Annotated in this window: 24 protein-coding genes and 1 riboswitch; of the genes, 17 read left to right on the top strand and 7 right to left on the bottom strand. The window is 59.2% G+C overall.

From position 1 onward, the window contains the following. Positions 1–70 precede the first annotated feature (70 nt). The 6 genes from rpiA to FE702_RS06890 all read left to right on the top strand — a co-directional run bounded on the left by rpiA (position 71) and on the right by FE702_RS06890 (position 6,521). Positions 71–859 (top strand): ribose-5-phosphate isomerase RpiA, encoded by a 789-nt coding sequence (gene rpiA / locus FE702_RS06915; protein WP_147126153.1) that lies wholly within the window; start codon positions 71–73, stop codon positions 857–859. Positions 860–888: 29 nt separating this feature from the next. Beyond that, a complete protein-coding gene (locus FE702_RS06910; protein WP_147125518.1) occupies positions 889–2,349 on the top strand; it encodes an FAD-dependent oxidoreductase in 1,461 nt (486 codons plus the stop codon). A gap of 62 nt (positions 2,350–2,411) precedes the next feature. Further along, positions 2,412–3,560, top strand: a complete 1,149-nt coding sequence (gene hflK / locus FE702_RS06905; RefSeq protein ID WP_147125517.1) for an FtsH protease activity modulator HflK — start codon at positions 2,412–2,414, stop codon at positions 3,558–3,560. Beyond that, on the top strand, positions 3,560–4,579 hold the full coding sequence (gene hflC, locus FE702_RS06900) for a protease modulator HflC (protein ID WP_147125516.1): 1,020 nt from the start codon (positions 3,560–3,562) through the stop codon (positions 4,577–4,579). The genes hflK and hflC overlap by 1 nt, the downstream gene beginning before the upstream one ends. Continuing rightward, positions 4,576–4,770, top strand: coding sequence for a DUF2065 family protein (locus tag FE702_RS06895; protein ID WP_147125515.1), 195 nt, complete (start codon positions 4,576–4,578; stop codon positions 4,768–4,770). Before hflC ends, FE702_RS06895 begins: the two co-directional genes overlap by 4 nt. A 263-nt stretch (positions 4,771–5,033) precedes the next feature. Continuing rightward, the gene (locus FE702_RS06890) at positions 5,034–6,521 is read left to right on the top strand and encodes a Do family serine endopeptidase (RefSeq protein ID WP_255449611.1); all 1,488 of its coding nucleotides are present in this window, start codon (positions 5,034–5,036) and stop codon (positions 6,519–6,521) included. Positions 6,522–6,571: 50 nt separating this feature from the next. Here FE702_RS06890 and FE702_RS06885 read toward each other — a convergent pair whose 3' ends face one another. Beyond that, complete coding sequence (locus tag FE702_RS06885) at positions 6,572–7,003, bottom strand: peptidoglycan-binding domain-containing protein (protein WP_255449610.1); 432 nt, start codon at positions 7,001–7,003, stop codon at positions 6,572–6,574. A gap of 187 nt (positions 7,004–7,190) precedes the next feature. Beyond that, on the bottom strand, positions 7,191–7,565 hold the full coding sequence (locus FE702_RS06880) for an OB-fold nucleic acid binding domain-containing protein (RefSeq protein ID WP_147125513.1): 375 nt from the start codon (positions 7,563–7,565) through the stop codon (positions 7,191–7,193). Positions 7,566–7,690: 125 nt separating this feature from the next. Here FE702_RS06880 and FE702_RS06875 point away from each other — a divergent pair, with 125 nt between their 5' ends. Continuing rightward, positions 7,691–8,014 (top strand): 2Fe-2S iron-sulfur cluster-binding protein, encoded by a 324-nt coding sequence (locus FE702_RS06875; protein ID WP_147125512.1) that lies wholly within the window; start codon positions 7,691–7,693, stop codon positions 8,012–8,014. After that, complete coding sequence (locus FE702_RS06870) at positions 8,014–8,781, top strand: FG-GAP repeat domain-containing protein (RefSeq protein WP_255449608.1); 768 nt, start codon at positions 8,014–8,016, stop codon at positions 8,779–8,781. The genes FE702_RS06875 and FE702_RS06870 overlap by 1 nt, the downstream gene beginning before the upstream one ends. Positions 8,782–8,849: 68 nt before the next feature. Here FE702_RS06870 and purD read toward each other — a convergent pair whose 3' ends face one another. Continuing rightward, positions 8,850–10,112, bottom strand: a complete 1,263-nt coding sequence (gene purD, locus FE702_RS06865) for a phosphoribosylamine--glycine ligase (RefSeq protein ID WP_147125511.1) — start codon at positions 10,110–10,112, stop codon at positions 8,850–8,852. 66 nt (positions 10,113–10,178) lie between these two features. On the opposite strand from purD, the gene xseA reads away from it, so the two are divergent. After that, positions 10,179–11,711 carry an exodeoxyribonuclease VII large subunit gene (gene xseA, locus FE702_RS06860; RefSeq protein WP_147125510.1) on the top strand — a complete coding sequence of 511 codons (1,533 nt, stop codon included), beginning with the start codon at positions 10,179–10,181 and terminating at the stop codon, positions 11,709–11,711. Between the two features lie 31 nt (positions 11,712–11,742). Here the strand turns inward: xseA and FE702_RS06855 are convergent, their stop codons facing one another. Both FE702_RS06855 and FE702_RS06850 read right to left on the bottom strand, forming a co-directional pair. Next, positions 11,743–12,165: a hypothetical protein gene (locus FE702_RS06855; protein ID WP_147125509.1), complete on the bottom strand. Its 423-nt coding sequence runs from the start codon at positions 12,163–12,165 to the stop codon at positions 11,743–11,745. Positions 12,166–12,222: 57 nt separating this feature from the next. Further along, the gene (locus FE702_RS06850) at positions 12,223–13,293 is read right to left on the bottom strand and encodes an alkane 1-monooxygenase (protein ID WP_147125508.1); all 1,071 of its coding nucleotides are present in this window, start codon (positions 13,291–13,293) and stop codon (positions 12,223–12,225) included. Between the two features lie 238 nt (positions 13,294–13,531). On the opposite strand from FE702_RS06850, the gene FE702_RS06845 reads away from it, so the two are divergent. Then, positions 13,532–15,217: an NAD(P)H-dependent oxidoreductase subunit E gene (locus FE702_RS06845; protein WP_147125507.1), complete on the top strand. Its 1,686-nt coding sequence runs from the start codon at positions 13,532–13,534 to the stop codon at positions 15,215–15,217. Positions 15,218–15,234: 17 nt separating this feature from the next. Then, positions 15,235–15,876 (top strand): lysoplasmalogenase family protein, encoded by a 642-nt coding sequence (locus FE702_RS06840; RefSeq protein WP_186827012.1) that lies wholly within the window; start codon positions 15,235–15,237, stop codon positions 15,874–15,876. Here FE702_RS06840 and FE702_RS06835 read toward each other — a convergent pair. After that, a complete protein-coding gene (locus FE702_RS06835; RefSeq protein WP_147125505.1) occupies positions 15,873–16,370 on the bottom strand; it encodes a ClbS/DfsB family four-helix bundle protein in 498 nt (165 codons plus the stop codon). The two genes, FE702_RS06840 and FE702_RS06835, sit on opposite strands and share 4 nt — an antisense overlap. Positions 16,371–16,444: 74 nt before the next feature. After that, positions 16,445–17,344: a lytic transglycosylase domain-containing protein gene (locus FE702_RS06830; RefSeq protein ID WP_147125504.1), complete on the bottom strand. Its 900-nt coding sequence runs from the start codon at positions 17,342–17,344 to the stop codon at positions 16,445–16,447. Between the two features lie 95 nt (positions 17,345–17,439). Between FE702_RS06830 and ftsY the strand changes: the two genes are divergently transcribed. From ftsY to folE2, 6 genes are all read left to right on the top strand, one after another. Then, positions 17,440–18,678 carry a signal recognition particle-docking protein FtsY gene (gene ftsY, locus FE702_RS06825; RefSeq protein WP_147125503.1) on the top strand — a complete coding sequence of 413 codons (1,239 nt, stop codon included), beginning with the start codon at positions 17,440–17,442 and terminating at the stop codon, positions 18,676–18,678. 48 nt (positions 18,679–18,726) lie between these two features. After that, positions 18,727–19,629 carry a DMT family transporter gene (locus tag FE702_RS06820; RefSeq protein WP_147125502.1) on the top strand — a complete coding sequence of 301 codons (903 nt, stop codon included), beginning with the start codon at positions 18,727–18,729 and terminating at the stop codon, positions 19,627–19,629. Between the two features lie 18 nt (positions 19,630–19,647). Then, positions 19,648–20,256: an inner membrane-spanning protein YciB gene (locus FE702_RS06815; RefSeq protein WP_147125501.1), complete on the top strand. Its 609-nt coding sequence runs from the start codon at positions 19,648–19,650 to the stop codon at positions 20,254–20,256. Positions 20,257–20,354: 98 nt separating this feature from the next. Further along, positions 20,355–20,431, top strand: a riboswitch (SAM riboswitch). A gap of 55 nt (positions 20,432–20,486) precedes the next feature. Next, positions 20,487–21,656 carry an O-succinylhomoserine sulfhydrylase gene (gene metZ / locus FE702_RS06810; protein WP_186827011.1) on the top strand — a complete coding sequence of 390 codons (1,170 nt, stop codon included), beginning with the start codon at positions 20,487–20,489 and terminating at the stop codon, positions 21,654–21,656. 2 nt (positions 21,657–21,658) lie between these two features. Then, a complete protein-coding gene (locus tag FE702_RS06805) occupies positions 21,659–22,126 on the top strand; it encodes a GNAT family N-acetyltransferase (RefSeq protein ID WP_147125499.1) in 468 nt (155 codons plus the stop codon). Positions 22,127–22,252: 126 nt separating this feature from the next. Continuing rightward, positions 22,253–23,356 (top strand): GTP cyclohydrolase FolE2, encoded by a 1,104-nt coding sequence (gene folE2, locus FE702_RS06800; RefSeq protein ID WP_147125498.1) that lies wholly within the window; start codon positions 22,253–22,255, stop codon positions 23,354–23,356. Positions 23,357–23,362: the final 6 nt, after the last annotated feature.

Here is a 23,362-nt window from a genome sequence, read left to right as displayed (position 1 = left end):
TTCTCTGGCTCACCCCTTACCCCCCGGCCTTCCTTGGCCTATAGATGAGCCGCATCAACAAGGAATGGGTATGTCTGGCGAGCTTTCCCCAATCGACCGCGCCAAGTTTGCGGCCGCAAAACGGGCTGCGGAGTTTGTCGAAGACGGCATGAAAGTGGGGCTGGGGACCGGCTCCACGGCGGCTTGGTTGGTGCGTTGCCTCGGCGAAATGGTGCGCGATGACGGTTTGGACATCACCGGTGTCCCGACGTCGACCCGCACAGCCACACTCGCGCGGGATGTCGGGATCAAGGTCGTCGGATTAGACGAGGCGCGCTGGCTTGATCTGACGATAGATGGTGCTGATGAATTCGACGCTGACCTGAACCTGATCAAGGGGGGCGGCGGTGCGCTGCTGCAGGAAAAGATTGTCGCGACGTCCAGTGACCAGATGATCGTGATCGCAGACGTGTCCAAACAGGTCGACACGCTTGGCGCTTTCCCTTTGCCAGTCGAAGTGATCCCGTTCGGATGGCAGACCAGTAAGGCCTTGGTCGAAGAAATGCTGAGCGCGATGGACGTGCTGGGCACATCGTCCAGCCTACGCATGAACGGTGATGCGCCCTTTGTGACGGACGAGGGAAACTACATTATCGACCTGCACCTAACGCGCATTGGAAGCCCACGACAGCTTGCCCTCGCGCTGAACCAGATCCCGGGGATCGTCGAAAACGGGCTGTTCATGGATATCTGTGACGTCGCTGTGATCGGCCATGGGGATGGGCGCGTTGAGGTCAAAGACATAAATGACGGCACAGTCCACGAAGAAAAAATCAACTTCGTGGAAACCGATAACCTGTTCACCGACTTAGCGGACTGACAGGAACAAACGAAAAGACGGACGATCCAATGAGCAAATTTGACTACGACCTCTTCGTCATCGGCGGCGGCTCTGGCGGTGTCCGGGCGGCCCGCGTTGCCGGTGCAACAGGTGCCAAAGTCGCGCTGGCCGAAGAGGACCGCTATGGCGGGACCTGCGTCATCCGGGGCTGTGTTCCCAAAAAGCTCATGGTGTTCGCCTCGACCTATTCCGAAGCATTCCAAGAGGCGGCTGCTTATGGCTGGGAAATATCGACTGGTGCCTTCAACTGGGGCGCGTTTCATGAGCGGTTGAACAGCGAGCTTGATCGCCTAGAGGGGATCTACCGCAACCTGCTGAAGAACTCCGGCGTCGAGACCTTTGATCAACGTGCGAAAGTGGCTGATGCACATACCGTCGAATTGGCGGACGGCACGACCAAGACAGCCAAACACATCCTGATTGCCGTCGGCGGCCATCCATCCGTGCCGGACATGCCGGGCGCGGAATACGGCATCACCTCCGACGACATTTTTCATCTAGAGAAACTGCCCGAAACGATGCTGATCGTCGGCGGCGGCTATATCGCCTGCGAATTTGCGGGCATCATGACCGGCCTGGGCGTCAAGGTTTGCCAATATTATCGCGGCGCGCAGGTTTTGCGCGGTTTTGACGATGAGGCGCGCGGTCTGATTGCTGATGGCATGCGCGACCGGGGTGTCGATCTGCATACAGGCACGAACATCATCGAGATGAAGCTGGCCAAGGACCATGACCCAGAGATGGAAGGCGGCACCGCGAGCGATGCCGCAGCTGGTGCCGAACCACCGGATGGGAAAGGCAAATGGGACGGCAAACGCGGCACCGCCGGGCCAATCTGGGTGAAGTCGACAAATGGCGGCGAGATGGTCTTTGATCAGGTGCTCTTTGCCACGGGCCGGACACCGAACACCAAGGACCTTGGGCTGGAAGATGTGGGTGTGAAGATCGGGCGACGCGGCGAAATCATCGTGGATGAGTACAGCCAGACCGATGTGCCTTCGATCTATGCGATCGGAGATGTCACCAACCGGGTCAACCTGACGCCGGTAGCGATCCGCGAAGGCATGGCTTTTGTCGAGACCGTGTTCAACGGCAACCCGACTCCGGTTGACCACGACTTGATCCCGTCTGCGGTGTTCACTCAGCCGGAATTCGGGACCGTCGGTCTGTCGGAAGAAGAGGCTCGGGAGCAGGAAGAGATCGAGGTTTACGCGACTTCTTTCCGCCCGATGCAACAGGCCTTTATCGACGAAAAGGGCCGCGTCCTGATGAAACTGATCGTCAGCAAGGAAACCCGCAAAGTCTTGGGCTGTCACATCGTCGCAGATCATGCGGGCGAGATGATCCAACTTGCCGGGATCGCCGTAAAAATGGGCGCAACCAAAGAGGATTTCGACCGTGTCTGCGCGGTTCACCCAACAATGTCCGAGGAACTTGTAACGATGAAGGTTCCTGTAAGGACGGCTTGAAAAATCCCTGTTGACACACAGGTATTCAACCAATCGGAAGACCAGAAAGGATTTTCACCTAGATGGCTGGAAACAATGGCGGCCCATGGGGCGGCGGCGGTAACTCGGGCGGCGGTGGTCGCGGCCCTTCAGGCGGTGGCAACGGCAACCGACCCGGTGGCGGTGGGCGAGGTCCCGACGGCCCACAAATCCCTGAAATCGACGAAATCGTCAAAAAAGGGCAAGAGCAATTGCGCGTCCTGATGGGCGGCAAAGGCGGCTCGAACAATGGCGGTTCCGGCGACGGCGGTGGCGGTGGTATTAACCGCAACACCATCATCCTCGGTTTGATCGCAGCATTTGCGCTTTGGCTCTTTTCGTCGTTCTACACCGTGCGCCCAGAAGAACAGTCTGTTGAGCTGTTTCTGGGTGAGTACTCTTCAACCGGCCAGCCCGGTCTGAACTTTGCGCCTTGGCCGTTTGTGACCGCCGAAGTCATTCCGGTGACCCGCGAACAATCGGTCGAGATCGGTACGGGCCGCACGCAATCGGATGCAGGTCTGATGCTGACCGGTGACGAGAACGTGGTCGACATCGACTTTTCTGTCGTTTGGAACATCTCGGATCCCGCGCTGTTCCTCTTTAACCTTGCTGATCCGCTCCTAACGATTGAAGCAACGGCTGAATCGGCCATGCGTGAAATTATCGCCCAGTCTGACCTGGCGCCGATCCTCAACCGGGACCGTGCCGTCATTGCACAACGTCTGGAAGAGATCACGCAAGCGACGCTGGATAGCTACGAATCCGGCGTGAACATCATCCGTGTGAACTTTGACAAAGCCGACCCGCCAGCAACCGTGATCGACGCCTTCCGCGACGTTCAGGCTGCTGAACAGGAACGTGACCGTCTGCGCAACGAAGCCGATGCCTATGCCAACCGCGTCCTCGCGGAAGCGCGTGGTGAGGCGGCACAGGTACTGGAAGTTGCGGAAGCCTATCGTGCGCGCGTTGTGAACGAGGCCGAAGGTGAAGCGTCCCGCTTTAGCGCGGTTTTGGAAGAATACCTGAAGGCACCAGAAGTGACCCGCAAGCGTCTCTATCTGGAAACCATGGAAGAGGTCCTTGGCCGCGTGGACAAGATCATTCTGGATGAAACCGGTGGTGCAGAAGGCGGACAAGGCGTTGTCCCGTATCTGCCGCTGAATGAACTTCGCCGTGGAGGGTCTAACTGATGCGTGCTGCAACATTCCTTTTGCCCGGCGTTGTCGTCGTAATCGCACTGGCGCTGTCGTCTCTCTTCATTGTCGACGAACGTGAGAAAGCGCTGGTTCTGCAATTTGGTCGCGTCGTGCAGGTCAAAGAAGAGCCGGGTCTTGGCTTTAAGATCCCGCTCATCCAAGAGGTCGTTCGCTACGACGACCGTATCCTGTCGATCGACGTTGACCCGCTTGAGGTCACGCCACTTGATGACCGTCGTCTGGTCGTTGACGCCTTCGCGCGTTACCGGATCACCGACGTCGAACGTTTCCGTCAAGCCGTTGGCGTTGGCGGTGAACTTCAGGCCGCCAACCGTGTGGATGACATTCTGCGCGCTGCTCTGCGGGAAACTCTGGGTTCTGTGACGTCGAATGACATTCTGTCATCTGACCGTGCTGCCCTGATGCTGCGCATCCGGAACGCGTCGGCTGACGAAGCACTGGCGCTTGGCCTGACTGTGGTCGACGTACGTTTGAAGCGAACAGACCTGCCGTCTGAAAACCTTGACGCAACCTTTGATCGGATGCGTGCAGAACGTGTGCGCGAAGCGACCGACGAACGCGCACGGGGCCGCGAAGCCGCACAGCGTATTCAGGCACAGGCAGATCGTACCGTTGTCGAGCTGGTCTCCGACGCAAACCGCGAAGCCGAGATCATTCGCGGTGAAGCGGACGCGCGCCGGAACAACATCTTTGCAGGTGCCTTCGGACAAGAGCCGGAATTCTTTGAATTCTATCGCTCTCTGACGGCGTACCAGCGGTCGCTGCAAGAAGGTAACTCGACGATGGTTCTGTCGCCTGACAGCGACTTCTTCAACTACCTGCGCAACGATAACCCGCGCGGGATTGACCTGACCCCTGCGGCAATCGCCCAGGCCGTCGAAGCGGCGACCGAGGAGCTGCAGGAAGGTGCCCAAAACACCCTGCCACCAGCTCCGACTGTTGAAGCGGAGCCGGAGGCAGAAACAGACCCAGAGACGACGCCGACGCAATGAGTTGGCTACTCTTAGGGTTGGGGCTTGTCCTCATGATCGAGGGGCTGGTGTACGCACTGGCCCCTTCTGTCGTTGAAGACCTGCTCGAAGCTTTGCGCCAACTCCCCATTGATCAACGCCGGGTCGTTGGCTTTCTGGCATTGGCGCTGGGCGTGGTGCTGGTGCTTGGCGCAGTGTCACTCGGTCTCTGACGTAAGGGCAGGTGTCACGCCGCCGTGACCCTCGATTTTCCCTGCTCGCGCAAAAAAACCATCAGCGCAGCGTTTGCGCTGCGCGCCCCCGTTTTATTCAATGTTTTCAAGGATGCGCACTGTTCACGCGCGCTCGCGGACAAGTCACGTGTAGGTGAAACCCTTTTTCTGACATTTGCGTTGCATCCGTGTCACCATACATCTCATCATCATCAAGACCCGCCGGACGCTCTGGCGCGTCCGGAATTACCGAGGAGTAGTCAATGACAAGACGTCATGCACTTGCCCTGACCCAATCAGACACAACGCCGAGTTACGCACAGCGCGGTCTGATTGCCGTGGTCATGGCGATGGCTTTGCTGATGGCGCAGGCCATTGCGGCCAAAGCCCAATCACTTCCAAACAGTTTTGCTGATCTGGCCGAACAGATCAGCCCATCGGTCGTGAACATCACGACCGCAACCGTCGTCGCGGGACGCACAAACGAAGGTCCGCGCGGCATTGTCCCAGAAGGCTCACCCTTTGAGGATTTCTTCCGCGAATTCGAAGATCGCCGTGGAGATAATGGTCAGCGCCCGCGCCGCTCCAGCGCGCTGGGTTCGGGCTTTGTGATCTCTGAGGACGGCTACATCGTGACGAACAATCACGTCATCGAAGGCGCCGATGAAATCATGATCGAGTTCTTCTCGGGCGAAGAACTGCAGGCCGAGCTGGTTGGCACCGATCCCAACACCGATATCGCCCTGCTGAAAGTCGAAGCAGACGAGGCGCTGCCATTCGTTCCATTTGGCGACAGTGACACAGCGCGCGTTGGCGACTGGGTCGTCGCAATGGGCAATCCGCTGGGGCAGGGCTTCTCCGTCTCGGCAGGTATCGTGTCCGCCCGCAACCGTGCGCTGAGCGGCACCTATGACGACTACATTCAGACCGACGCAGCGATTAACCGCGGTAACTCTGGTGGCCCGCTGTTCAACATGGATGGCGAGGTGATTGGCGTGAATACCGCGATCCTGTCACCCAATGGCGGCTCGATCGGGATCGGGTTTTCGATGGCGTCAAACGTCGTGACGCGCGTTGTCGATCAGCTGCAAGAGTTTGGCGAGACACGCCGTGGCTGGCTGGGTGTTCGTATCCAGGATGTCAGCCCTGACATGGCAGAAGCCATGGGCCTTGAGAGCACAGAAGGTGCAGCGGTCACCGACGTGCCAGAGGGTCCGGCGCGCGAAGCCGGTATGCAGACCAACGACATCATCATCCGCTTTGACGGTCGCGATGTCGAAGACACCCGTGGTCTTGTGCGCATCGTCGGCAACTCGCCCGTTGGCGCGACTGTGGACGTCGTCGTTCTGCGTGACGGGCGGACCGAGACCCTGCAGGTGACGCTTGGCCGTCGTGAAACCGCCGTAGCTGTTCCGGCTGCCGCACCACAGCCAGAAGCCGAAGCCGAACCTGAGGAACTGACCCTTTCGGGCATCGAACTGCGCGTTCTCACCGATGACATGCGTGATGAAATGGGCCTGAGCGATGTCGAAGGTCTGGTTATCGTGACGGTCGACGAGGAGTCGGAAGCCTTTGAAAAAGGTCTGCGCGCCGGTGACGTGATCACCGAAGCAGGTCAGCAAAAGGTCACAACACTCAGCGACTTTGAAGAGCGGGTCAGCGCCGCAAAAGAGGCAGGCCGCAAATCCTTGCTGCTTCTGGTGCGGCGTGGCGACGATCCGCGATTTGTCGCCTTGGGTCTGGAAGACTGATTTCTGCCAACAGAATTTGAAAAGGGGGCCTTAGGGCCCCTTTTTGCTGTCTAGCCCTGATTGATCAGCCGATCGCGCCCATAGGCCAACAGGCCCAATTGGCGCGCGGCGGCGCGGGTCAGGATCGCGCTGTCGACACCTTGGGGTTTTTGATAGGCACGAATGGCACGGCGCGTACGCGGGTCGAGGTCCCCGTTGATGCGGCCGGAATAGATGTCACGCGCTTTCAGGGCGCGCTGCAATGACATGACAAACTCAACCGTCAGTTCTTCTTCGCAAAGCGTTTCAAACCATAGATCTTCGCGTTCGCGAATGATCGCTTGCCGCGTCTCGGTTTTATAGACCGCCTGACGGCGCACAGTCCCGTCAGAGCCGATTTCGGCGGGTTGCAGCAGGATTTGATCCGTGACGGTCTCGACAATGGCGGGCGTCGTCAGCCGCCCCCAGCATTCGTCCTCTTTCGCGTTGGGAGGCCCCTCCATGCGCGTGCGCAAGGGTTCCGGGTCCGCCCGAGTGACGGGCGACATCGGTTCGCAGCCCACCAAGATGGACAGGCTGACCCCTAATAGGGCTACGGGTTTCCACGCGATCACTGCTCTTGATCCGCCTATGTTGCGGGGGCCATTTTTGACCTCTGATCGCTACGCTAGCTCAAAATTGGCGTTCTCGCTAGGGCTGATCCCCTGCACGGGCGATGTCTGGCTGCAAAAGGTCATCGAGCATGTACGAGATATCTTCGATATGCTCGGAAATGATATGGCTGACCTCGCCTTCGCGCTGCATTTGCCCGGTCACGCGCAGCATTCGCCCGGCGATCACTGCGCGCCTGAATTTCTCATAAATCTTGCGCCAGACGATCACGTTGCAGACGCCTGTTTCGTCCTCAAGCGTAATGAAAATCACCCCCTTGGCAGTCCCGGGCCGCTGCCGCACCAACACAAGCCCCGCAACCACACACCGTGCCCCGGACGGCACCATGTGAAGGCAATCATTCGGCACCGCCGCCGGAGGGCGCGGCCAGTCTGTCAAAGGATAGCGAGGCATGAGAACAAAAATAGAACATTGATTTTTTCTGTCTAGCCCAATTCGCAGAATGCAAATCCTGCTGGGCAAGTCAGTGGCGCTGGATTATCTCACTGGATCGACAGGTATTGGGAAGGAGCGCCAGCATGGCCAAAATCACGTATATCGAGCATGGCGGCAAAGAGCATGTCGTCGAAGTTGCCACTGGTCTGACCGTCATGGAAGGCGCACGTGACAACAACATTCCCGGAATCGAAGCCGATTGCGGCGGAGCCTGCGCGTGCTCCACATGCCACGTTTATGTGGCCCAAGATTGGGTTGAAAAGCTGCCAGCCAAAGACCCGATGGAAGAAGACATGCTGGACTTCGCCTACGAGCCAGACCCAAGCCGGTCACGCCTAACCTGTCAGATCAAGGTAACCGATGACCTGGATGGTCTGGTGGTTCAGATGCCTGAAAAGCAGATCTGATGTTAGGTGAAGCGCCGCGTCTGCTGTATCGCCTCTGGCGCGGTCTTGCGCGCGGCGCGGCGCTCACACTGGTCTGTGTGGCTGGTGGCGCTGTCGCGTCTCCCATTGAAAGCGCGCGCTATATGGACCCAACGGATCGGTATCCCCACGCTGTTCTTGGGGACGCGATCGAATACGAGACGCTTGAGGTCACCTTTGCGAATGGTGACCGCGCACGCCTGAAATGGCCGGACCAGATTGTCTTCGAAGACACCGAACCGCGCCTTGCCGATATTGATGACGATGGCAGCCCCGAGGTGATCGTGACCGAGTCGCATGAACGCCAAGGTGCCCGCGTGGCGATTTACGCGGGCGATGGCGATGACCTGATCCAGATTGCCGCGACCCCGTTCATCGGAACGCGCTTTAGATGGCTGGGCATCGTCGGGGCCGCCGATCTAGATGGGGACGAGGCCGTCGAGATCGCCTATGTGGATCGGCCTCATCTTGCCAAGACTCTGCGCGTGTGGCGTGTGTCTCGCTCCGACGCTGAAACCGTAAGCCTCAAGGAAATCGCATCTTTGCCCGGTGTCACGAACCACCGCATCGGCGAAGACTACATCTCTGGCGGCATCCGCGTGTGCGACGGCCGCCCCGAGATGCTGGTGGCGAACGCGAACTGGACACGCGTCCTTGCGGTCGAGTTGACTGCCTCTGGTCTGACATCGCGGGACATCGGGCCTTTTACAGGCCGGGCATCCCTGGACCCAAAGCAAGCCACCTGCTGAGCATCTTCTTGCTTCAAAAACTTCGGGGGGCCCGAAGGGCGGGGGCAGCGCCCCCTCAACGGCTGAGTTCAGAGCGCGCGCCAGCCGATATCCCGGCGGCAGAAACCTTCAGGCCAATCAATTTGATCGACCATCGCATAGGCACGGTCGCGCGCCTCTTGCAGTGTTGCGCCGCGTGCCGTGATGTTCAGGACGCGACCGCCACTGGCGACGATGGCGCCGTCCTTGTTGGCGGTGCCAGCATGAAACACCATGTCCCGGCTCGACGCCGAAAGTCCGTCGAGTCCGCTGATCATAGAGCCTTTCTCATAGGCGCCGGGATAGCCGTCCGCTGCCATGACAACTGTCATCGCGTGGTCGTCGGCCCAATGCACTTTGGCCTCGGACAAACGCCCTTCAGCGCAGGCCTGCAGCAGGTCCAGAGCCTGCGCGCCCAGACGCATCATCAGAACCTGACACTCCGGGTCGCCAAAGCGGACGTTGTATTCCACTAGGCGCGGTGCGCCGTCCTTGATCATCAGGCCCACATAAAGCACGCCTTGGTAAGGCGTTCCCCGGCGCGACATCTCCTTCAGTGTCGGGCGCACAATCTGTTCCATCGTGGCGCGGGCCACCGCGTCCGTCAGAACCGGTGCCGGGGAATAGGCCCCCATACCGCCGGTATTGGGGCCAGTGTCGCCCTCTCCGACACGTTTGTGATCCTGCGCCGTCCCGATTGGCAGGGCATCCACGCCGTCACACAGGACAAAGAACGACGCTTCTTCGCCTTCCATGAACTCTTCGATGACAACCTCGGCCCCGGCCGCTCCAAAGGCCCCGCCAAACATGTCGTCCAACGCATCAAGGGCTTCAGATTCGGTCATGGCCACAACGACGCCTTTACCGGCGGCAAGCCCATCCGCCTTGATCACAATGGGTGCGCCTTGCTCGGTCACGTAGGCGCGGGCCGCTTCAAGTTCCGTGAAATGCGCGTAGGCCGCCGTAGGCGCGCCAGCAGCATCACAGACGGATTTGGTAAAGTGTTTCGAGGCCTCCAGCTGAGCCGCCGCCTTGGACGGCCCAAAACACAGCACATTCGCCGCGCGCAACGCGTCGGCCACGCCTGCGGCCAAAGGCGCCTCCGGCCCGATGATCACGAAATCAATCGCGTTCAGATGCACAAAGGCCAAAACTGCGTCGCCGTCCTCGATATTCAGACTGATGCATTCCGCGATATTGGCCATGCCTGCATTCCCCGGCGCAGCAAACAGCCGGTCGCATTTGGGGTTCTGCTTAGCGGCCCAGGCCAGCGCATGTTCGCGGCCACCGCCGCCCAGGATAAGGATGTTCATCGCGTCTTCCCCTTTGGTCGCGCGCGTTCTAGGCTTGGGGCCACCTCATGACAAGAGACGCCAGATATGGACCTGCTTGATGACCCAACACCCGGCAGCAATACCCCCGAGTTTTCGGTGGGTGAAATCGCCGGTGCCGTCAAACGCCTGATCGAAGGTGAACTGGGCTGGGTCCGGGTCCGGGGTGAGGTTGGGCGCGTGGTTCAGGCCCGGTCGGGGCATCTGTATTTCGATCTTAAGGACGAGCGCAACGTCCTGAGCTGCATGACTTGGAAGGGGCAAATCCCGGGTATTGGCGTCATGCCAGAAGAGGGGATGGAGGTGGTCGCCGAAGGGCGCATGACGGCATCCGGGTTTCAATCCAAATTCGCTCTGAATGCACAGACCATCGCCGTGGCAGGTGAAGGCGCGCTGATGGCGCTCTTGGAAAAACGCAAGAAAGCGCTGGCGGCTGAAGGCCTTTTTGATGACGCCCGCAAATCGCCGCTGCCCTATTTGCCGGAGATCATCGGCGTTGTGACCTCGCTTCAGGGCGTGGTGATCCGCGATATCCTGCACCGCTTGCGCGACCGTTTCCCGCGCAAGGTTCTGGTGTGGCCCGTTGCCGTCCAGGGCGCGGCTTGCGCGCCAGAAGTTGCGCGCGCCATAGAAGGCTTTAACGCGCTGACGTCCGGAGGGGCGTTGCCGCGTCCGGATCTTTTGATCGTGGCACGTGGCGGCGGCTCAATCGAAGACCTTTGGGGGTTTAACGAAGAAGTTGTCGCCCGTGCAGCAGCGGCGTCAGACATTCCGTTGATTTCGGCTGTTGGGCATGAAACGGACACGACGCTGATCGACTTTGTCAGCGACAGGCGTGCGCCGACGCCCACCGCGGCAGCCGAAATCGCTGTTCCGGTGCGGCTGGACCTGCTTGCTTGGGTGTCCGAGCAAGAGGCGCGCCTGCGCCGTGCACAAGAGCAGGGCGGCACACGTCGCGCCGATCACCTGCGCAATCTGGCCCGTGCCTTACCACGCCCAGAGGCATTGCTGGCCGCTCCCCGCCAGCGCTTGGACTTATGGGATGCTCGTCTGCCAGCGGCTCTTACGTTCGCCGTTCAGGCCCGTCGCGTCCGGCTCGCACAACGCGGGGCTTTGAACCCGTCGCTTTTGCGGCGCGCCGTCTCCGAGGATCGGCGCAAGATCGAGGGGCTTGGTACGCGACTTGCCCCGGCTTTGGAGCGTGCCGCGCGTGCCAAGCGGGACAAGCTGGATGCGCGTGGGCTGAACGCCACCGTTCTCAACCGCCGTCTTGAGCAGGCACAAGAGCGCTTCGGAAATCTATCTCGACGGCTGGCAAGTGTTGCCCGTCAGGGGGTGTCAGACCAACGCGCCCGGCTTGATGCCTTGGATCGCTTGCGTGAAACCCTGAGCTACAAGGCCACGCTTGACCGTGGCTATGCCGTGATCCACGCGGATGGAAAGGTGGCGACGCGCAAAACCGATGCCGACGGTGCCAAGGCGATAGAGATCGAGTTCGCCGATGGCAAACTGTCCATCGGGAGCGCACCTTCAAAGCGTGCTGCAAAGCCCAAGCCGCCAGAGCAGGGTAGCCTTTTCTAAGAGCCCAACTTTCTGCCCTGAGTTTCGGAAATCAAACGCCGACTTGGGGTCCGGGGCAGAACAGCGGCTCGTCACTTTGCGCGATCTCATAGAGCGGTGCGGACGCCGCATCGTTTTCGAATTGGGCGACCAGTCCGCCATCGCGGAGAAAGAAACTCCAGCATTGCGGAGCCGGGTTGTCTTCGTAAACAAAGCAAATCTGCCCGGCCTCTTCGTACCATTGCCCCATCTTGCAACTGTCGCCTTCAAAGGCCCACTGCACCCGACGACCGGGAAGATATTCCTCTGCGCCATAGGGTTCGCTGCCCAGACGTGAATAGGTCAGCGTTTTCCCGGTGGTGTAGGCTTCGAATTGGGAAGCAGTCAGAGGCGTTTGCGTTGCGTTATCTGCATGCACAAACGCCGTACTGAACAGAGCAAGACAAACCCCAAGGGCAAAGGACATCAAACGCATGCCTACACAGTGCCAAAGCGCACGGCGGACTGCCACCCACGATTTGGTGTGTTGAGCTTACTCGGCTGCCATGGCCGTCACAGCACCGTCGCGTGACCATTCAGCCGCGCGGTCGTCCATGGCGCGGCGCCAGAACGGGGGAAACAGGGCAATCGTCGACATTGCCGGAAGACTATAGGGAAGCATTGGGGCTTCGTCTTCTTCCGGCAGGTCCAGTGCCTCAAAAGGCTTTGACGGGTGTGCGTGATGATCCGAATGCCGAGGGGCATTCAACATGAGCGCCGCTGAAACCGGGTGCGGCGCGTTCCACGAGTGTTCGACGCCGATCGGTTCCAATTTGCCATTGGGCAGGGATGCGCGTTTCAGGCCGTAGTGCTGTACGTAATCCGCCAGCAGGATTTGCGCCGTGGCATAGATGGACAGCAACAGAAACGAGATCAGCCCGGCAACTCCAAACGCCCAGGTCACGCCGACCATCATGGTCAGGCCGATCCCCGCGTAGACGGCGTACATGTGTCGCAGCGGCTTGATCCGGCCATACCGTGCGCGCTGGCTTCGGTTCTCCACCTTCAGCCCCAATCGCGCGGAACTGGTCCATGCGCGGGCTGCAAATCCGTAAAATGATTCGCCAAGACGCGCGGTATTCGGGTCATCATCAGACCCGACATATCGGTGGTGAATATGGCGATGTGCGGTGACGTGGTGACCATAAAGGGTGCTGGAATACACCAGTGTTCCAAGCCAGAACGGAAGCCGCCGCGCGCTGTGAATCAACTCATGCGCGTTGGAATAGGACACCTGTCCGAAATACAGCCCAAAGGCGAATAATGCTGCAACCTGTTCAATCGGACCTGCACCGAACGCACCAGATATCGTGGCCGCAGCGAACAAAAGTACGGGAATATGTAACATCCCAAGCAAGATCGACAGCCATCGGGCGGCGGGGAACTCAACCCCCGGTTGGCTGTCTTCCGCAGCGAAAACGATCAACTCGTCCAAGAGGAACGTGAGGGTGCTCAGGTAGACGCAGGCAAACGCCATGACCCATCCGCCCCAAATCCCGGCTGCAATCAGCACAGGGATTGGCAACAAGGTCGCAAGCGCGAACGCTCCTACTTTCCGGTTCATCCGGTGCACTCCATCTCCACAAGCTGATATTATACATTTTTCACGGCCAAGGATCACGCGATCCTGTGAACAGGGTGTTTCGAAGTCCCTTGAAAGACCGCCACAGATGTTTCGAATGCGAAACATCTGGCGTTGGAAAAGCGTCGGTGAACGCCAATGCGGTCAAAGATGTCGTTTTTGGTGGGCGTGGCGTGTCAGGCGGAACGTTAAGGTACGTCCATCGGCAGGAGGGCATGACATGGCATTGGATGGCGACAAGGGGATCTGGAAATCCGCGACCGGAAAGGGACGCCGGACACCCAAGGGTCGTCAGTACGAAGATGGCGCGCTGGCCGACGTCCGGGCGCTTTTCGGGGACCGGCCACGGCAACCTGATCTGTTGATCGAATTCCTGCACCTCATTCAGGATCGCTACGGTCACCTGAGTGCTGCGCATCTGCGCGCCTTGGCCGAAGAACTGCGCCTGAGCATGGCCGAGGTGTACGAGGTCGCGACGTTCTATGCCCATTTCGACGTCGTCAAAGAAGGTGAAACCCCGCCACCTGCGCTGACGATTCGGGTTTGTGACTCGCTGGCCTGCGAATTGGCGGGGGCACAGCAGTTGAAAGCCGCATTGGAAGACGGGCTGGACCCGACCGAAGTGCGTGTTCTGCGCGCGCCCTGCATGGGGCGCTGCGATACCGCGCCGGTGCTGGAACTGGGTCACCACCATATCGACCATGCGACACCCGAAAAGGTGCAACAGGCCATCAGCGCAGGGCATACCCACCCTGACATTCCGGCATACGAAGACCTCGCGGCCTATTTGGACGCGGGCGGCTATGCCTCACTCAAAGACTTGCGGGCCAATGGTGACTGGGAGGCCGTGCAAGAAGATGTGTTGGCTTCTGGTCTGCGCGGGCTTGGCGGGGCAGGCTTCCCCTCCGGCAAAAAGTGGGGCTTCGTGCGCGCCAATGCCGGACCGCGGTATCTCGCTGTGAACGGAGACGAAGGAGAACCCGGCACTTTCAAGGACCGCTACTACCTAGAGCGGACGCCGCACCTGTTTCTTGAAGGGATGCTGATCGCCGCTTGGGCCGTCGAGGCAGACAAAGCGTTTATCTACATGCGCGACGAATACCCCGCCGTGTTGCATATCCTGGCAAAAGAGATTGCCGCTCTGGAAGCTGCCGGCATTGTTGAGCCCGGCTACATCGATCTGAGACGCGGGGCCGGAGCCTATATCTGCGGCGAAGAAAGCGCGATGATCGAAAGCATCGAGGGCAAGCGTGGCATCCCGCGCCACCGCCCACCCTTTGTGGCTCAGGTCGGCATCTTTGGTAAGCCAACGCTCGTCCATAACGTCGAGACGCTCTATTGGGTGGCCAAGGTGTGCCGTGAAGGCCCTCAGGTTCTCAACAGCACTGAAAAGAACGGTCGCACAGGCCTGCGCAGCTATTCGATCTCTGGTCGTGTGCGCGCACCCGGCGTTTACCTTCTGCCAGCCGGGTCAACGATCCTTGATCTGATCGAGGCCGCAGGCGGCATGCTAGAGGGCCATACCTTCAAGGCCTATCAGCCTGGCGGTCCATCGGCCGGTCTATTGCCTGCGTCGATTAACGATGTGCCGATGGATTTTGACACCTTGCAGGCGCAGGGCACCTTTATCGGGTCTGCGGCCATCGTGATCCTTTCTGATCAGGACAGCGCCCGCGCCGCTGCATTGAATATGTTGCGGTTCTTCGAAGACGAGAGCTGTGGTCAGTGCACACCTTGCCGGGTGGGCTGCGAAAAGGCTGTGAAACTCATGCAGGCTGACCGCTGGGATCAGCCGCTGCTGGAAGAGCTGAGCCAAGCGATGGTCGACGCTTCGATTTGCGGGCTGGGGCAAGCCGCGCCAAATCCGATCAAATTGACCATGAAGCATTTCCCGGACGAGATTTGAGCTTCTCGTTGTTCCTGATGGCATCGGCCTTGGGGCCGGTGACGTCGCTGATCTATTGGCTTGGGTTTTCCTGGCGGCCCGCATCGCGGGCCAAGACGTTGGCCAAGGCCCTTCCGATGGGCATCCTGTTTGGTTGGTTGTGGGTTTTTGCCGACGATGTCGGCGACAGCCCGATCCCATTCGCGGTCATGTTTGCTTGGCTCGGGGATATTGCACTGTCGAAAGACGGGGACCGCTGGTTCCTGCTGGGCATTGGCGCATTCGCCTTGGCGCATGTCTTTCTGATAGCAGTGTTTTTTGACCTTGGCGTCGAAATCGGGGCTGCGCGGATCGGGGGAATGATCGCACTTGTCGGGCTGCTCGGTGTGATGGTGCCGCTTTTGTGGCGATATGCGGGCGACTTGCGAGGTCCGGTAATGGGCTATGTCGCCATCATTTTTGCCATGGGGATCGCTGGGCTGATGATTGCCTCTGGCGATACGCGTGTTGACCAAACCGTACTCTTGGGACTCGCGCTCTTTGTACTCTCGGACACGCTGCTGGCTCTTCAGGCCTTTGTTGCAACGCCGTCGCCGCGTTTGCAGATCCCGCTCAGCCTTGCGGTTTGGCCGACCTATTACCTTGCTATGATCTGTTTCGCGGCCGCTGCGCCGGGCTAGCCCGCCGAACGCAGGGCACTGCGCACGTATTTCGCAGCCGAGCGGAAATGGCTTGGACCGGCAGCCTCGGCCCAGCGGCCAACGGTCCACTTGTTGTTCGAGCCCAGCATTTTGGCATCGTAGAGCTCGGCTTCGGTACGTTGGTGCATGAAATCAAGCAAAAGGTCGTAGCGCGACCGCAGAAGCTGCCGCGCCTCGGACCATCCCATATCGGACTGTGCTTCGCGCAGATCTGCGTTGTATCGTTTCAAATCATTCCATTTGTAGCCCTTGGCTGGAAAGCACACTTCACGGCCCAATTGACCGTCGCTGTACCAGCCCAGAAACAGGTCAATCCAATGGGCTCGATGGGCAATCACATCCTTGATTGAAGTGTCGCTGTCGTCTTTGCGCAGAGCAGTCGTTTCCGCGATGTCATCGATCACCTTCATCAGCTTCGAAAACTCTTTCTTTGTCACGGCCAAGAGATCGGCTTTGGTCGTCGCAGCGGGCATTGGTGTGTCCTCTCCTTTGCCCAAAGCTACCAAGGTCGGCGATGCGCCGCTTTGCGCAGGATCAATTCACAGCGTCAGTTGCGATAGACACGGCAAAGGCACCCCGCGCGCGCGATGTTGCGGCAGAGCGTGTCGGCTGCTTCGCGCGAATTGCGTCCAATGCGGGCCATGTAATAGCCGGGCCGGCCCTGAACGCGGTTCTCGACGCGAATGAGGTCGACCTTTTCGCCGCGCAGGACCGAAGGGCACTGCGCGACCCTTCGCTTAAAGGCGCGGTTCGCAGCATCCTTGGATGCCCCAAAGGCCAGTTGAACGCCCCATGGTTTCACCGCTGATGGTTTCGGCGCTGGTGGTTTGAAGGCTGTCAGCCGTCGATCACGGGCCAGCGCATGACAGGCCGGTTGAAAGGTCAGCTTAGGATCAAGTCGGAAGTCATGGGCGGCAGGCGGCGTATCACGCCATGTTTCGGCGGTCAGGCCGGTAATGATCTGGACGTAATTGATGGTTTCGCGCGCAAGCCCGCCGGTTTTGGCGATCAGTCCCTCGGCTCGCCGTTCGCCGCCATTATAGCCAACGGCTGCCAAGCCGGGGTTGCCGTAGCGGCGTTGCATCTCACCGAGGTATTGCGCGGAATGCTCCAGCGCCTCCGCCGGGTTATAGGGATCTTCCAACCCTCGAAGTTTCGCGGTTGAGGCAATGAATTGCGCGATGCCCATCGCGTTGGCCGGTGACAGGGCATTCGGATCAAACCGGCTTTCCTGCCAGATCAGGCGTGCAAAAAAGCCGGGATCAAGCCCATGCCTCTGCGCTTGGCTTTCCAGCATCTGGCAAGTGTCAAACACGAAATGCGCGGCGCGAATGCATTCCTGATGGCCCCACTCGGCGCTTGAGCACTGTTTGCCCGGCCCATCCGGGGCCGCAAAAGCGGCGAACGGTGCCAAACCAAGAAGCAAAAGAACAACCAAACGCGCCATGGTTGCATGACGCGCAGTTCAGGCATTTGTGTCAACGCCCTTTTCCCCACGCGCCGGGAGGGTTAGGTGAGATCAAGACCTACAAGGAAGACCTCATGTCATTTTTCGGCAAGCTCAAGGACCGGCTTTTCAAATCAAGTTCCAAGCTTGAAGAGGGCCTTGATGCGATCATCGAAGAGGGGGGCGAAGTCAGCGACCCCGATCCTGCGCCAGAGGCGAGCCCGGTCGATGTGCCAGCGCCTGAACCTGTGCCAACACCTGCTCCAGCTCCTGCCCCGGAACTGCCGCCGCAACCAGAGCCGCAACCCGATCCTCAACCGGTCGCACCCGAGCCGGTGGAATTGCCCGAGCCCACGCCACCGGCAGAACCTGTCCGCGCACCTCAACCGACGCCTCAACCTAAACCCGAGCCAGAGCCGCAGCCTGAACCGGCCTCAAAGGCAGAGGGCGGTCCAGGCTTGCTTGGTCGCTTAATGGGGCGGACGGCTGTTGCCGAACCGCGCCGCGCGCTTGATGACGACATGCTGGAACAGCTGGAGGAATTGCTCATCGCCTCGGACATGGGCGTGGACACGGCGCTGCGCGTCACGGCGAACATGGCCGAAGGACGCTTTGGACGGAAGGTGTCGGCCACCGAAGTCAAAGAGCTCTTGGCGGGCGAGGTCGCCCGCATCATGGATGGCGTTGCCCGCCCGATGCCGCTTTATCCCAAAAAACCGCAGGTGGTTTTGGTCGTGGGCGTAAATGGCTCTGGCAAGACCACCACAATCGGCAAACTGGCCAGCCAGTTCCGCTCAGCCGGGAAATCGGTTGTGATCGCAGCGGGCGACACCTTTCGCGCAGCAGCGGTCGAACAACTTCAGGTTTGGGGGGATCGTGCAGGTGTACCGGTCCTGACCGCGCCAGAGGGATCGGACCCCGCAAGCCTTGCCTTTGACGCGATGACCAAAGCCGAGGCTGATGGCGCAGACCTTTTGATGATCGACACTGCCGGGCGACTGCAAAATCGCACCGACCTGATGGAAGAACTGGCCAAGATCGTACGTGTCATTCGCAAAAAGGATCCCGACGCGCCGCATAACACTTTGTTGGTGCTGGACGCGACCACCGGTCAGAACGCGCTCAGCCAAGTCGAAACATTCCAAAAGATGGCGGATGTTTCCGGGCTGGTCATGACCAAGCTGGACGGCACGGCCAAAGGCGGTGTGTTGGTGGCCTTGGCGGACAAGTTCGGTCTGCCCATCCACGCGATTGGTGTAGGAGAGCAGATCGACGATCTTGACGCCTTCGACCCAGAGGAATTTGCCGCCGCCTTGACCGGTTTGGCCAAATGAGCGCCGCCAGCCGGACGCTGGCATCGCTGCAGGTCCGCACCTGACCCCATGACAGAGTACATCCTGTCGATCGAAGGGACCGAGGCCGGAACGCGCATCGCGATGTTCTTGGCATTGATGTCGGCCATCCTGCACGCAGCTTTTGGTGCGCTGCAAAAAGGGCGCCATGATCCCTGGCTGACGCGAGCCTCTATCGACACGTCGATCTTTGTGCTGTCGGCGCCGGTCGCTCTGTTCCTCGTGCCTTGGCCCGAGGGGGCGCAGTGGGGCGTTCTGGCCGGCGCGCTTTGCATCCACTTTTTTTATAAGCTCGGCATGGCCTTGGCCTATGAACGCGGGGCCTATACCGTTGTCTATCCGGTCGTCCGAGGCACAGGGCCGCTTTTCACAGTGATCGGCGCATATCTGCTTTTTGGCGAAGTCTTCACGCTGGTTCAGTGGCTGGGCGTCTTGATCTTGCTTGCCGGGATTTTCGGTCTGGCGCTCTATAATTTGGCCAAGATCGACGTGGATCGGGACACTCTTGTGCCTGCGCTCTGGTTGGCGGTCGGAACGGGCTTGCTTGTTGCGCTTTATACCACTTGGGATGCGTTGGGTGTCCGCATGACACCTGATCCGTTTACATTCCTCGCGTGGTTTTTCTTTGTCACGGCTATCGACTTTCCCCTGATCGGTTATCTGAGATGGCGGCGCGATCCGGATCGACCTGCACCGGGGCCTTTGCTGGCACGGGGGCTCGTGGGCGCGCTGATCGCTTTTGGGTCTTTTGGCTGCGTGATCCTTGCCACACGCCTCGACAAGGTCGGTGAGGCCGCCATCCTGCGCGAAACCTCGACCGTCTTTGCGGCCATTATTGGCTGGGTCATATTGAAGGAAGCGGTTGGACCACGCCGCATGGCATTGATGGCGTTGATCGCGCTGGGCGCAGTGGTTGTGGAATTCGGCGGATAAAACAGTAGATACAGGCGCATGAGCGAAGAAAAGACACTGAACCCCACCTTGAAATTCATCCTCGAACTGGGCCCGCCCATCGCGTTTTTCGTGATCTATCTGCGGATTAGGAATGAGGTGTTCACGATCGCAGGCACCGACTATTCCGGGTTCATCATCGCCACGCTGGTCTTCGTTCCGATCCTTCTGGTGTCGATGGGTATCCTGTGGGCCCTGACGGGCAAACTCTCACGGATGCAACTGTTCACAGCCTTCATGGTCATCTTCTTTGGCGGGCTGACCGCGTGGTTCAATGACGAACGCTTCTTCAAAATGAAAACGACGCTGGTTTACGGATTCTTTTCTGTGATCCTCGGCATCGGGCTTGCACAGGGGAAAAGCTATCTGGCCTATGTCATGGACGAGATGATGCCGATGCGACCAGAGGGATGGATGATCCTGACCAAGCGGCTTGCGCTGGGCTTTCTGGTGCTCGCGGTGGCCAATGAAATCGTTTGGCGCACCATGAGCACGGACACCTGGGTCAAGATCGAGACCTTCGGTTTTCCAATTGCCCTGTTCTTACTGCTCTGGTGGCAGATCATGACGCTCCAGCCGTATTTGATTGAGGATGAAAACCAAGGCTGAGCGGGGAGGCCGTCGGCAAAAAAGCCCGACCTTTTGACTAATGCGGCAATGCAGCATTTCATGCCGCCGTTGCTTGACGTCCTCAAAAGGCGGGCGTATCCATCTTTTGTGGCGATTTGTTACCGGATTGCGGGCCACGTTAAATATGCCGCTAAAAGGTCGGGACGATGTTTGTCACCCCTGCCTGTTCCGGTGGGGGTTTTTTGTTGTCCAAAAAAGGGGGCATCACAATGGATAAGCGCACCAAGGCCATCCACCACGGCGTTCGCCGCAGCCAATATGGCGAAGTCAGCGAAGCGATCTTTCTGACCCAAGGCTTTGTTTATGACACGGCAGAACAGGCCGAGGCCCGGTTCCTGCAAGCAGGCGACGATGAGTTCATATATGCGCGCTATGGCAATCCGACCGTGCGCATGTTCGAAGACCGCATGGCCGCGCTTGAGGGGACCGAGGATGCCTTTGCCACGGCGTCCGGTATGGCCGCAGTCAACGGGGCGCTGACGTCGATGCTGAAGGCAGGTGATCATGTGGTCTCGGCCCGCGCGCTCTTTGGTTCATGCCTTTACATCCTTGAAGAGGTGCTGACTCGCTACGGGGTCGAGGTAACCTTTGTAGACGGCACTGATCTGGACCAATGGCGTTCCGCTATCCGCCCAGACACCAAGGCGGTCTTCTTTGAGACAATCTCGAACCCCGCGCTCGAGGTTGTAGACCTGAAATCGGTCGCGGAACTGGCTCACGCAGTGGGTGCGCTAGTTGTTGTCGACAATGTGTTCGCGACGCCCGTCTTTTCACAGGCGGTCGAAATGGGCGCAGATGTCATTGTTTATTCGACGACGAAACACGTCGATGGTCAGGGCCGTGCGCTGGGCGGTGTGATCCTTGGCACGCAAGAGTTCATTCGCAAAACCGTCGAACCCTACATGAAGCACACCGGTGGCTCGATGTCGCCGTTCACGGCGTGGATGATGCTCAAGGGCTTGGAGACGATTGACCTACGTGTGCGCGCACAGGCCGCCTCTGCGCAGGCAATTGCGACGGCATTGACGGCGCGCGATGATCTGGAGCGTGTGCTGTATCCGGGGCTGGCCACGCATCCGCAAAATCGGATCGTGGCAGAGCAAATGCACGGGTCAGGCGGTACTGTGTTGTCGATCGATTGCGGCAGCAAAGAACGGACATTTGCCGTGCTAAATGCGCTCAATTATTTCACGATTTCGAACAATCTTGGCGATGCAAAGTCTATTGTTACGCATCCGGCGACAACGACCCATCAAAGGCTGCCCGATGATCAAAAGGCGGCTCTTGGCATCACTCAAGGTCTGATCCGTATCTCGGTGGGGCTTGAGGCTACCGATGATCTCATCAGCGATTTGACGGCGGCCTTGGACGCGCACTGACAATGCAGGTCCGGCCGTTTCAGCCCGATGATGCGGCGGCCTGCGCGCAAGTCTATTTCCGTGCGGTCCGCGACGGTGCGGTCCGGTACTATTCCGATGCGCAAAGGCGTGCGTGGGCCCCAGAAACACCTGACTCTACGGCACTTGGCGAAAAGCTTTTGAATGCAGAAACCTTTGTCGCGGTTCGGGATGGCGAGGTTGTTGGCTTCATGTCGATGACGCGGGCGGGGCACATCGACCTTGCCTTTGTCCTGCCCGATGAAATGGGAAGAGGCACGGCAGATGCTCTTTATGCGGCGCTTTTGAACCGGGCAGTCAGCCTTGGCATCGCGGAACTCACCGTGGATGCAAGCCATCTCGCGCGGTCGTTTTTTCTGCGGCATGGCTGGATCGCTGGTCCAGCAGAGACGATCATACGCAACGAGGTGTCGCTGTCGCGCACGTTCATGTCATTGAACCTTCGTAAATAATTCCCAGTCTTCTTTTGATCCATACGGGCCAACCCGGCGTATTGATTAAGCAAAGGTTGAAACAGACGTGCGTGATCTCCTATGTAAGGAGACGTTGGCCCGCACCCAGCGAAGGGGGAAATTGCCATGAACATCCATTCACCAGATATGGCCCATGAACCAAGCCGCGAAGAGGCTGAAGCCGCTTTGGCGGTCCTGCGACGCTGGGCTGGTGCGGCAACGGCTGTCGAGGTTGAAGACCTCGACCCTCAGATTTCGACGCTGGTGCCGGGGCACGAACAAGGTGACTACCCGCTCTTGTCGCGCGTTTATCCTGACGCCTTCCGCGTAGATGATGTTTACAAGACAACCCTGCCTGACCTTCAAAACGGTCCGTCCAGCCTGATCCGCGGCGCACGCCAGCAGATTCAGCACGTCGGTATTTCGAATTTCCGCCTGCCCATCGGCTTTCGCACGCGTGACAATGGCAACCTTACGCTTGAGACATCAGTCACTGGCACAGTGAGCCTTGAGGCTGAGAAGAAGGGTATCAACATGTCCCGCATCATGCGGACCTTCTATCGCCACGCGGAAGAGACGTTCAGTTTCGACGTGACCGAGCGCGCGCTCGATGACTACAAAACCGACCTTGAAAGCTTTGATGCCCGCATTCAGATGCGGTTTTCCTTCCCCGTAAAGGTCGACAGTCTCCGTTCAGGCCTGTCAGGCTACCAGTATTACGATATCGCGCTTGAGCTGGTGGAAACGGCTGGCATCCGCAAACGGATCGTGCATCTGGATTATGTCTATAGCTCGACTTGCCCATGCTCTTTGGAACTGTCCGAACATGCGCGTGCGACGCGCGGTCAGTTGGCCACGCCACATTCGCAGCGTTCGGTGGCGCGTGTATCGGTAGTTGTCGATCCTAAGGCTCCGTGCCTGTGGTTCGAAGACTTGATCGACCTGTGCCGCAAGGCTGTTCCGACGGAAACGCAGGTCATGGTCAAACGCGAAGACGAACAGGCCTTTGCCGAATTGAACGCGGCCAATCCGATCTTTGTCGAGGATGCAGCGCGCTCCTTCTGCGAACAACTCCTTGTCGATAATCGCATCGGAGATTTCCGCGTGGTTGCCAGCCATCAGGAAAGCTTGCACAGCCACGACGCGGTCAGCGTTCTGACCGAGGGCGAGACATTCGCGCAGGAAAGCCTTGATCCGCGCATGTTCCAAACGCTCTTTCACGTCGGCTAAGGTCAC

Origin of the sequence: Shimia ponticola (assembly GCF_007995215.1) — a bacterium.
Classification (GTDB): Bacteria; Pseudomonadota; Alphaproteobacteria; order Rhodobacterales; family Rhodobacteraceae; genus Shimia_B; species Shimia_B ponticola.
The sequence above is the reverse complement of the archived record's forward strand: the minus strand, read 5'-3'. Positions and strand labels throughout refer to the sequence as shown.

Excerpts from the sequence above, each read along its gene's own strand:
- FE702_RS06845 (WP_147125507.1), top strand. The coding sequence starts at position 13,532 with ATGGCATTGGATGGCGACAAGGGGATCTGGAAATCCGCGACCGGAAAG.
- FE702_RS06820 (WP_147125502.1), top strand. The coding sequence starts at position 18,727 with ATGACAGAGTACATCCTGTCGATCGAAGGGACCGAGGCCGGAACGCGC.
- FE702_RS06840 (WP_186827012.1), top strand. The coding sequence starts at position 15,235 with ATGGCATCGGCCTTGGGGCCGGTGACGTCGCTGATCTATTGGCTTGGG.
- FE702_RS06870 (WP_255449608.1), top strand. The coding sequence starts at position 8,014 with ATGTTAGGTGAAGCGCCGCGTCTGCTGTATCGCCTCTGGCGCGGTCTT.
- xseA (WP_147125510.1), top strand. The coding sequence starts at position 10,179 with ATGGACCTGCTTGATGACCCAACACCCGGCAGCAATACCCCCGAGTTT.
- metZ (WP_186827011.1), top strand. The coding sequence starts at position 20,487 with ATGGATAAGCGCACCAAGGCCATCCACCACGGCGTTCGCCGCAGCCAA.
- FE702_RS06895 (WP_147125515.1), top strand. The coding sequence starts at position 4,576 with ATGAGTTGGCTACTCTTAGGGTTGGGGCTTGTCCTCATGATCGAGGGG.
- FE702_RS06805 (WP_147125499.1), top strand. The coding sequence starts at position 21,659 with ATGCAGGTCCGGCCGTTTCAGCCCGATGATGCGGCGGCCTGCGCGCAA.
- FE702_RS06875 (WP_147125512.1), top strand. The coding sequence starts at position 7,691 with ATGGCCAAAATCACGTATATCGAGCATGGCGGCAAAGAGCATGTCGTC.
- hflC (WP_147125516.1), top strand. The coding sequence starts at position 3,560 with ATGCGTGCTGCAACATTCCTTTTGCCCGGCGTTGTCGTCGTAATCGCA.
- FE702_RS06890 (WP_255449611.1), top strand. The coding sequence starts at position 5,034 with ATGACAAGACGTCATGCACTTGCCCTGACCCAATCAGACACAACGCCG.
- FE702_RS06835 (WP_147125505.1), bottom strand. The coding sequence starts at position 16,370 with ATGCCCGCTGCGACGACCAAAGCCGATCTCTTGGCCGTGACAAAGAAA.
- FE702_RS06880 (WP_147125513.1), bottom strand. The coding sequence starts at position 7,565 with ATGCCTCGCTATCCTTTGACAGACTGGCCGCGCCCTCCGGCGGCGGTG.
- FE702_RS06815 (WP_147125501.1), top strand. The coding sequence starts at position 19,648 with ATGAGCGAAGAAAAGACACTGAACCCCACCTTGAAATTCATCCTCGAA.
- FE702_RS06850 (WP_147125508.1), bottom strand. The coding sequence starts at position 13,293 with ATGAACCGGAAAGTAGGAGCGTTCGCGCTTGCGACCTTGTTGCCAATC.
- ftsY (WP_147125503.1), top strand. The coding sequence starts at position 17,440 with ATGTCATTTTTCGGCAAGCTCAAGGACCGGCTTTTCAAATCAAGTTCC.
- hflK (WP_147125517.1), top strand. The coding sequence starts at position 2,412 with ATGGCTGGAAACAATGGCGGCCCATGGGGCGGCGGCGGTAACTCGGGC.
- purD (WP_147125511.1), bottom strand. The coding sequence starts at position 10,112 with ATGAACATCCTTATCCTGGGCGGCGGTGGCCGCGAACATGCGCTGGCC.
- folE2 (WP_147125498.1), top strand. The coding sequence starts at position 22,253 with ATGAACATCCATTCACCAGATATGGCCCATGAACCAAGCCGCGAAGAG.
- FE702_RS06855 (WP_147125509.1), bottom strand. The coding sequence starts at position 12,165 with ATGCGTTTGATGTCCTTTGCCCTTGGGGTTTGTCTTGCTCTGTTCAGT.
- FE702_RS06885 (WP_255449610.1), bottom strand. The coding sequence starts at position 7,003 with ATGGAGGGGCCTCCCAACGCGAAAGAGGACGAATGCTGGGGGCGGCTG.
- FE702_RS06830 (WP_147125504.1), bottom strand. The coding sequence starts at position 17,344 with ATGGCGCGTTTGGTTGTTCTTTTGCTTCTTGGTTTGGCACCGTTCGCC.
- FE702_RS06910 (WP_147125518.1), top strand. The coding sequence starts at position 889 with ATGAGCAAATTTGACTACGACCTCTTCGTCATCGGCGGCGGCTCTGGC.
- rpiA (WP_147126153.1), top strand. The coding sequence starts at position 71 with ATGTCTGGCGAGCTTTCCCCAATCGACCGCGCCAAGTTTGCGGCCGCA.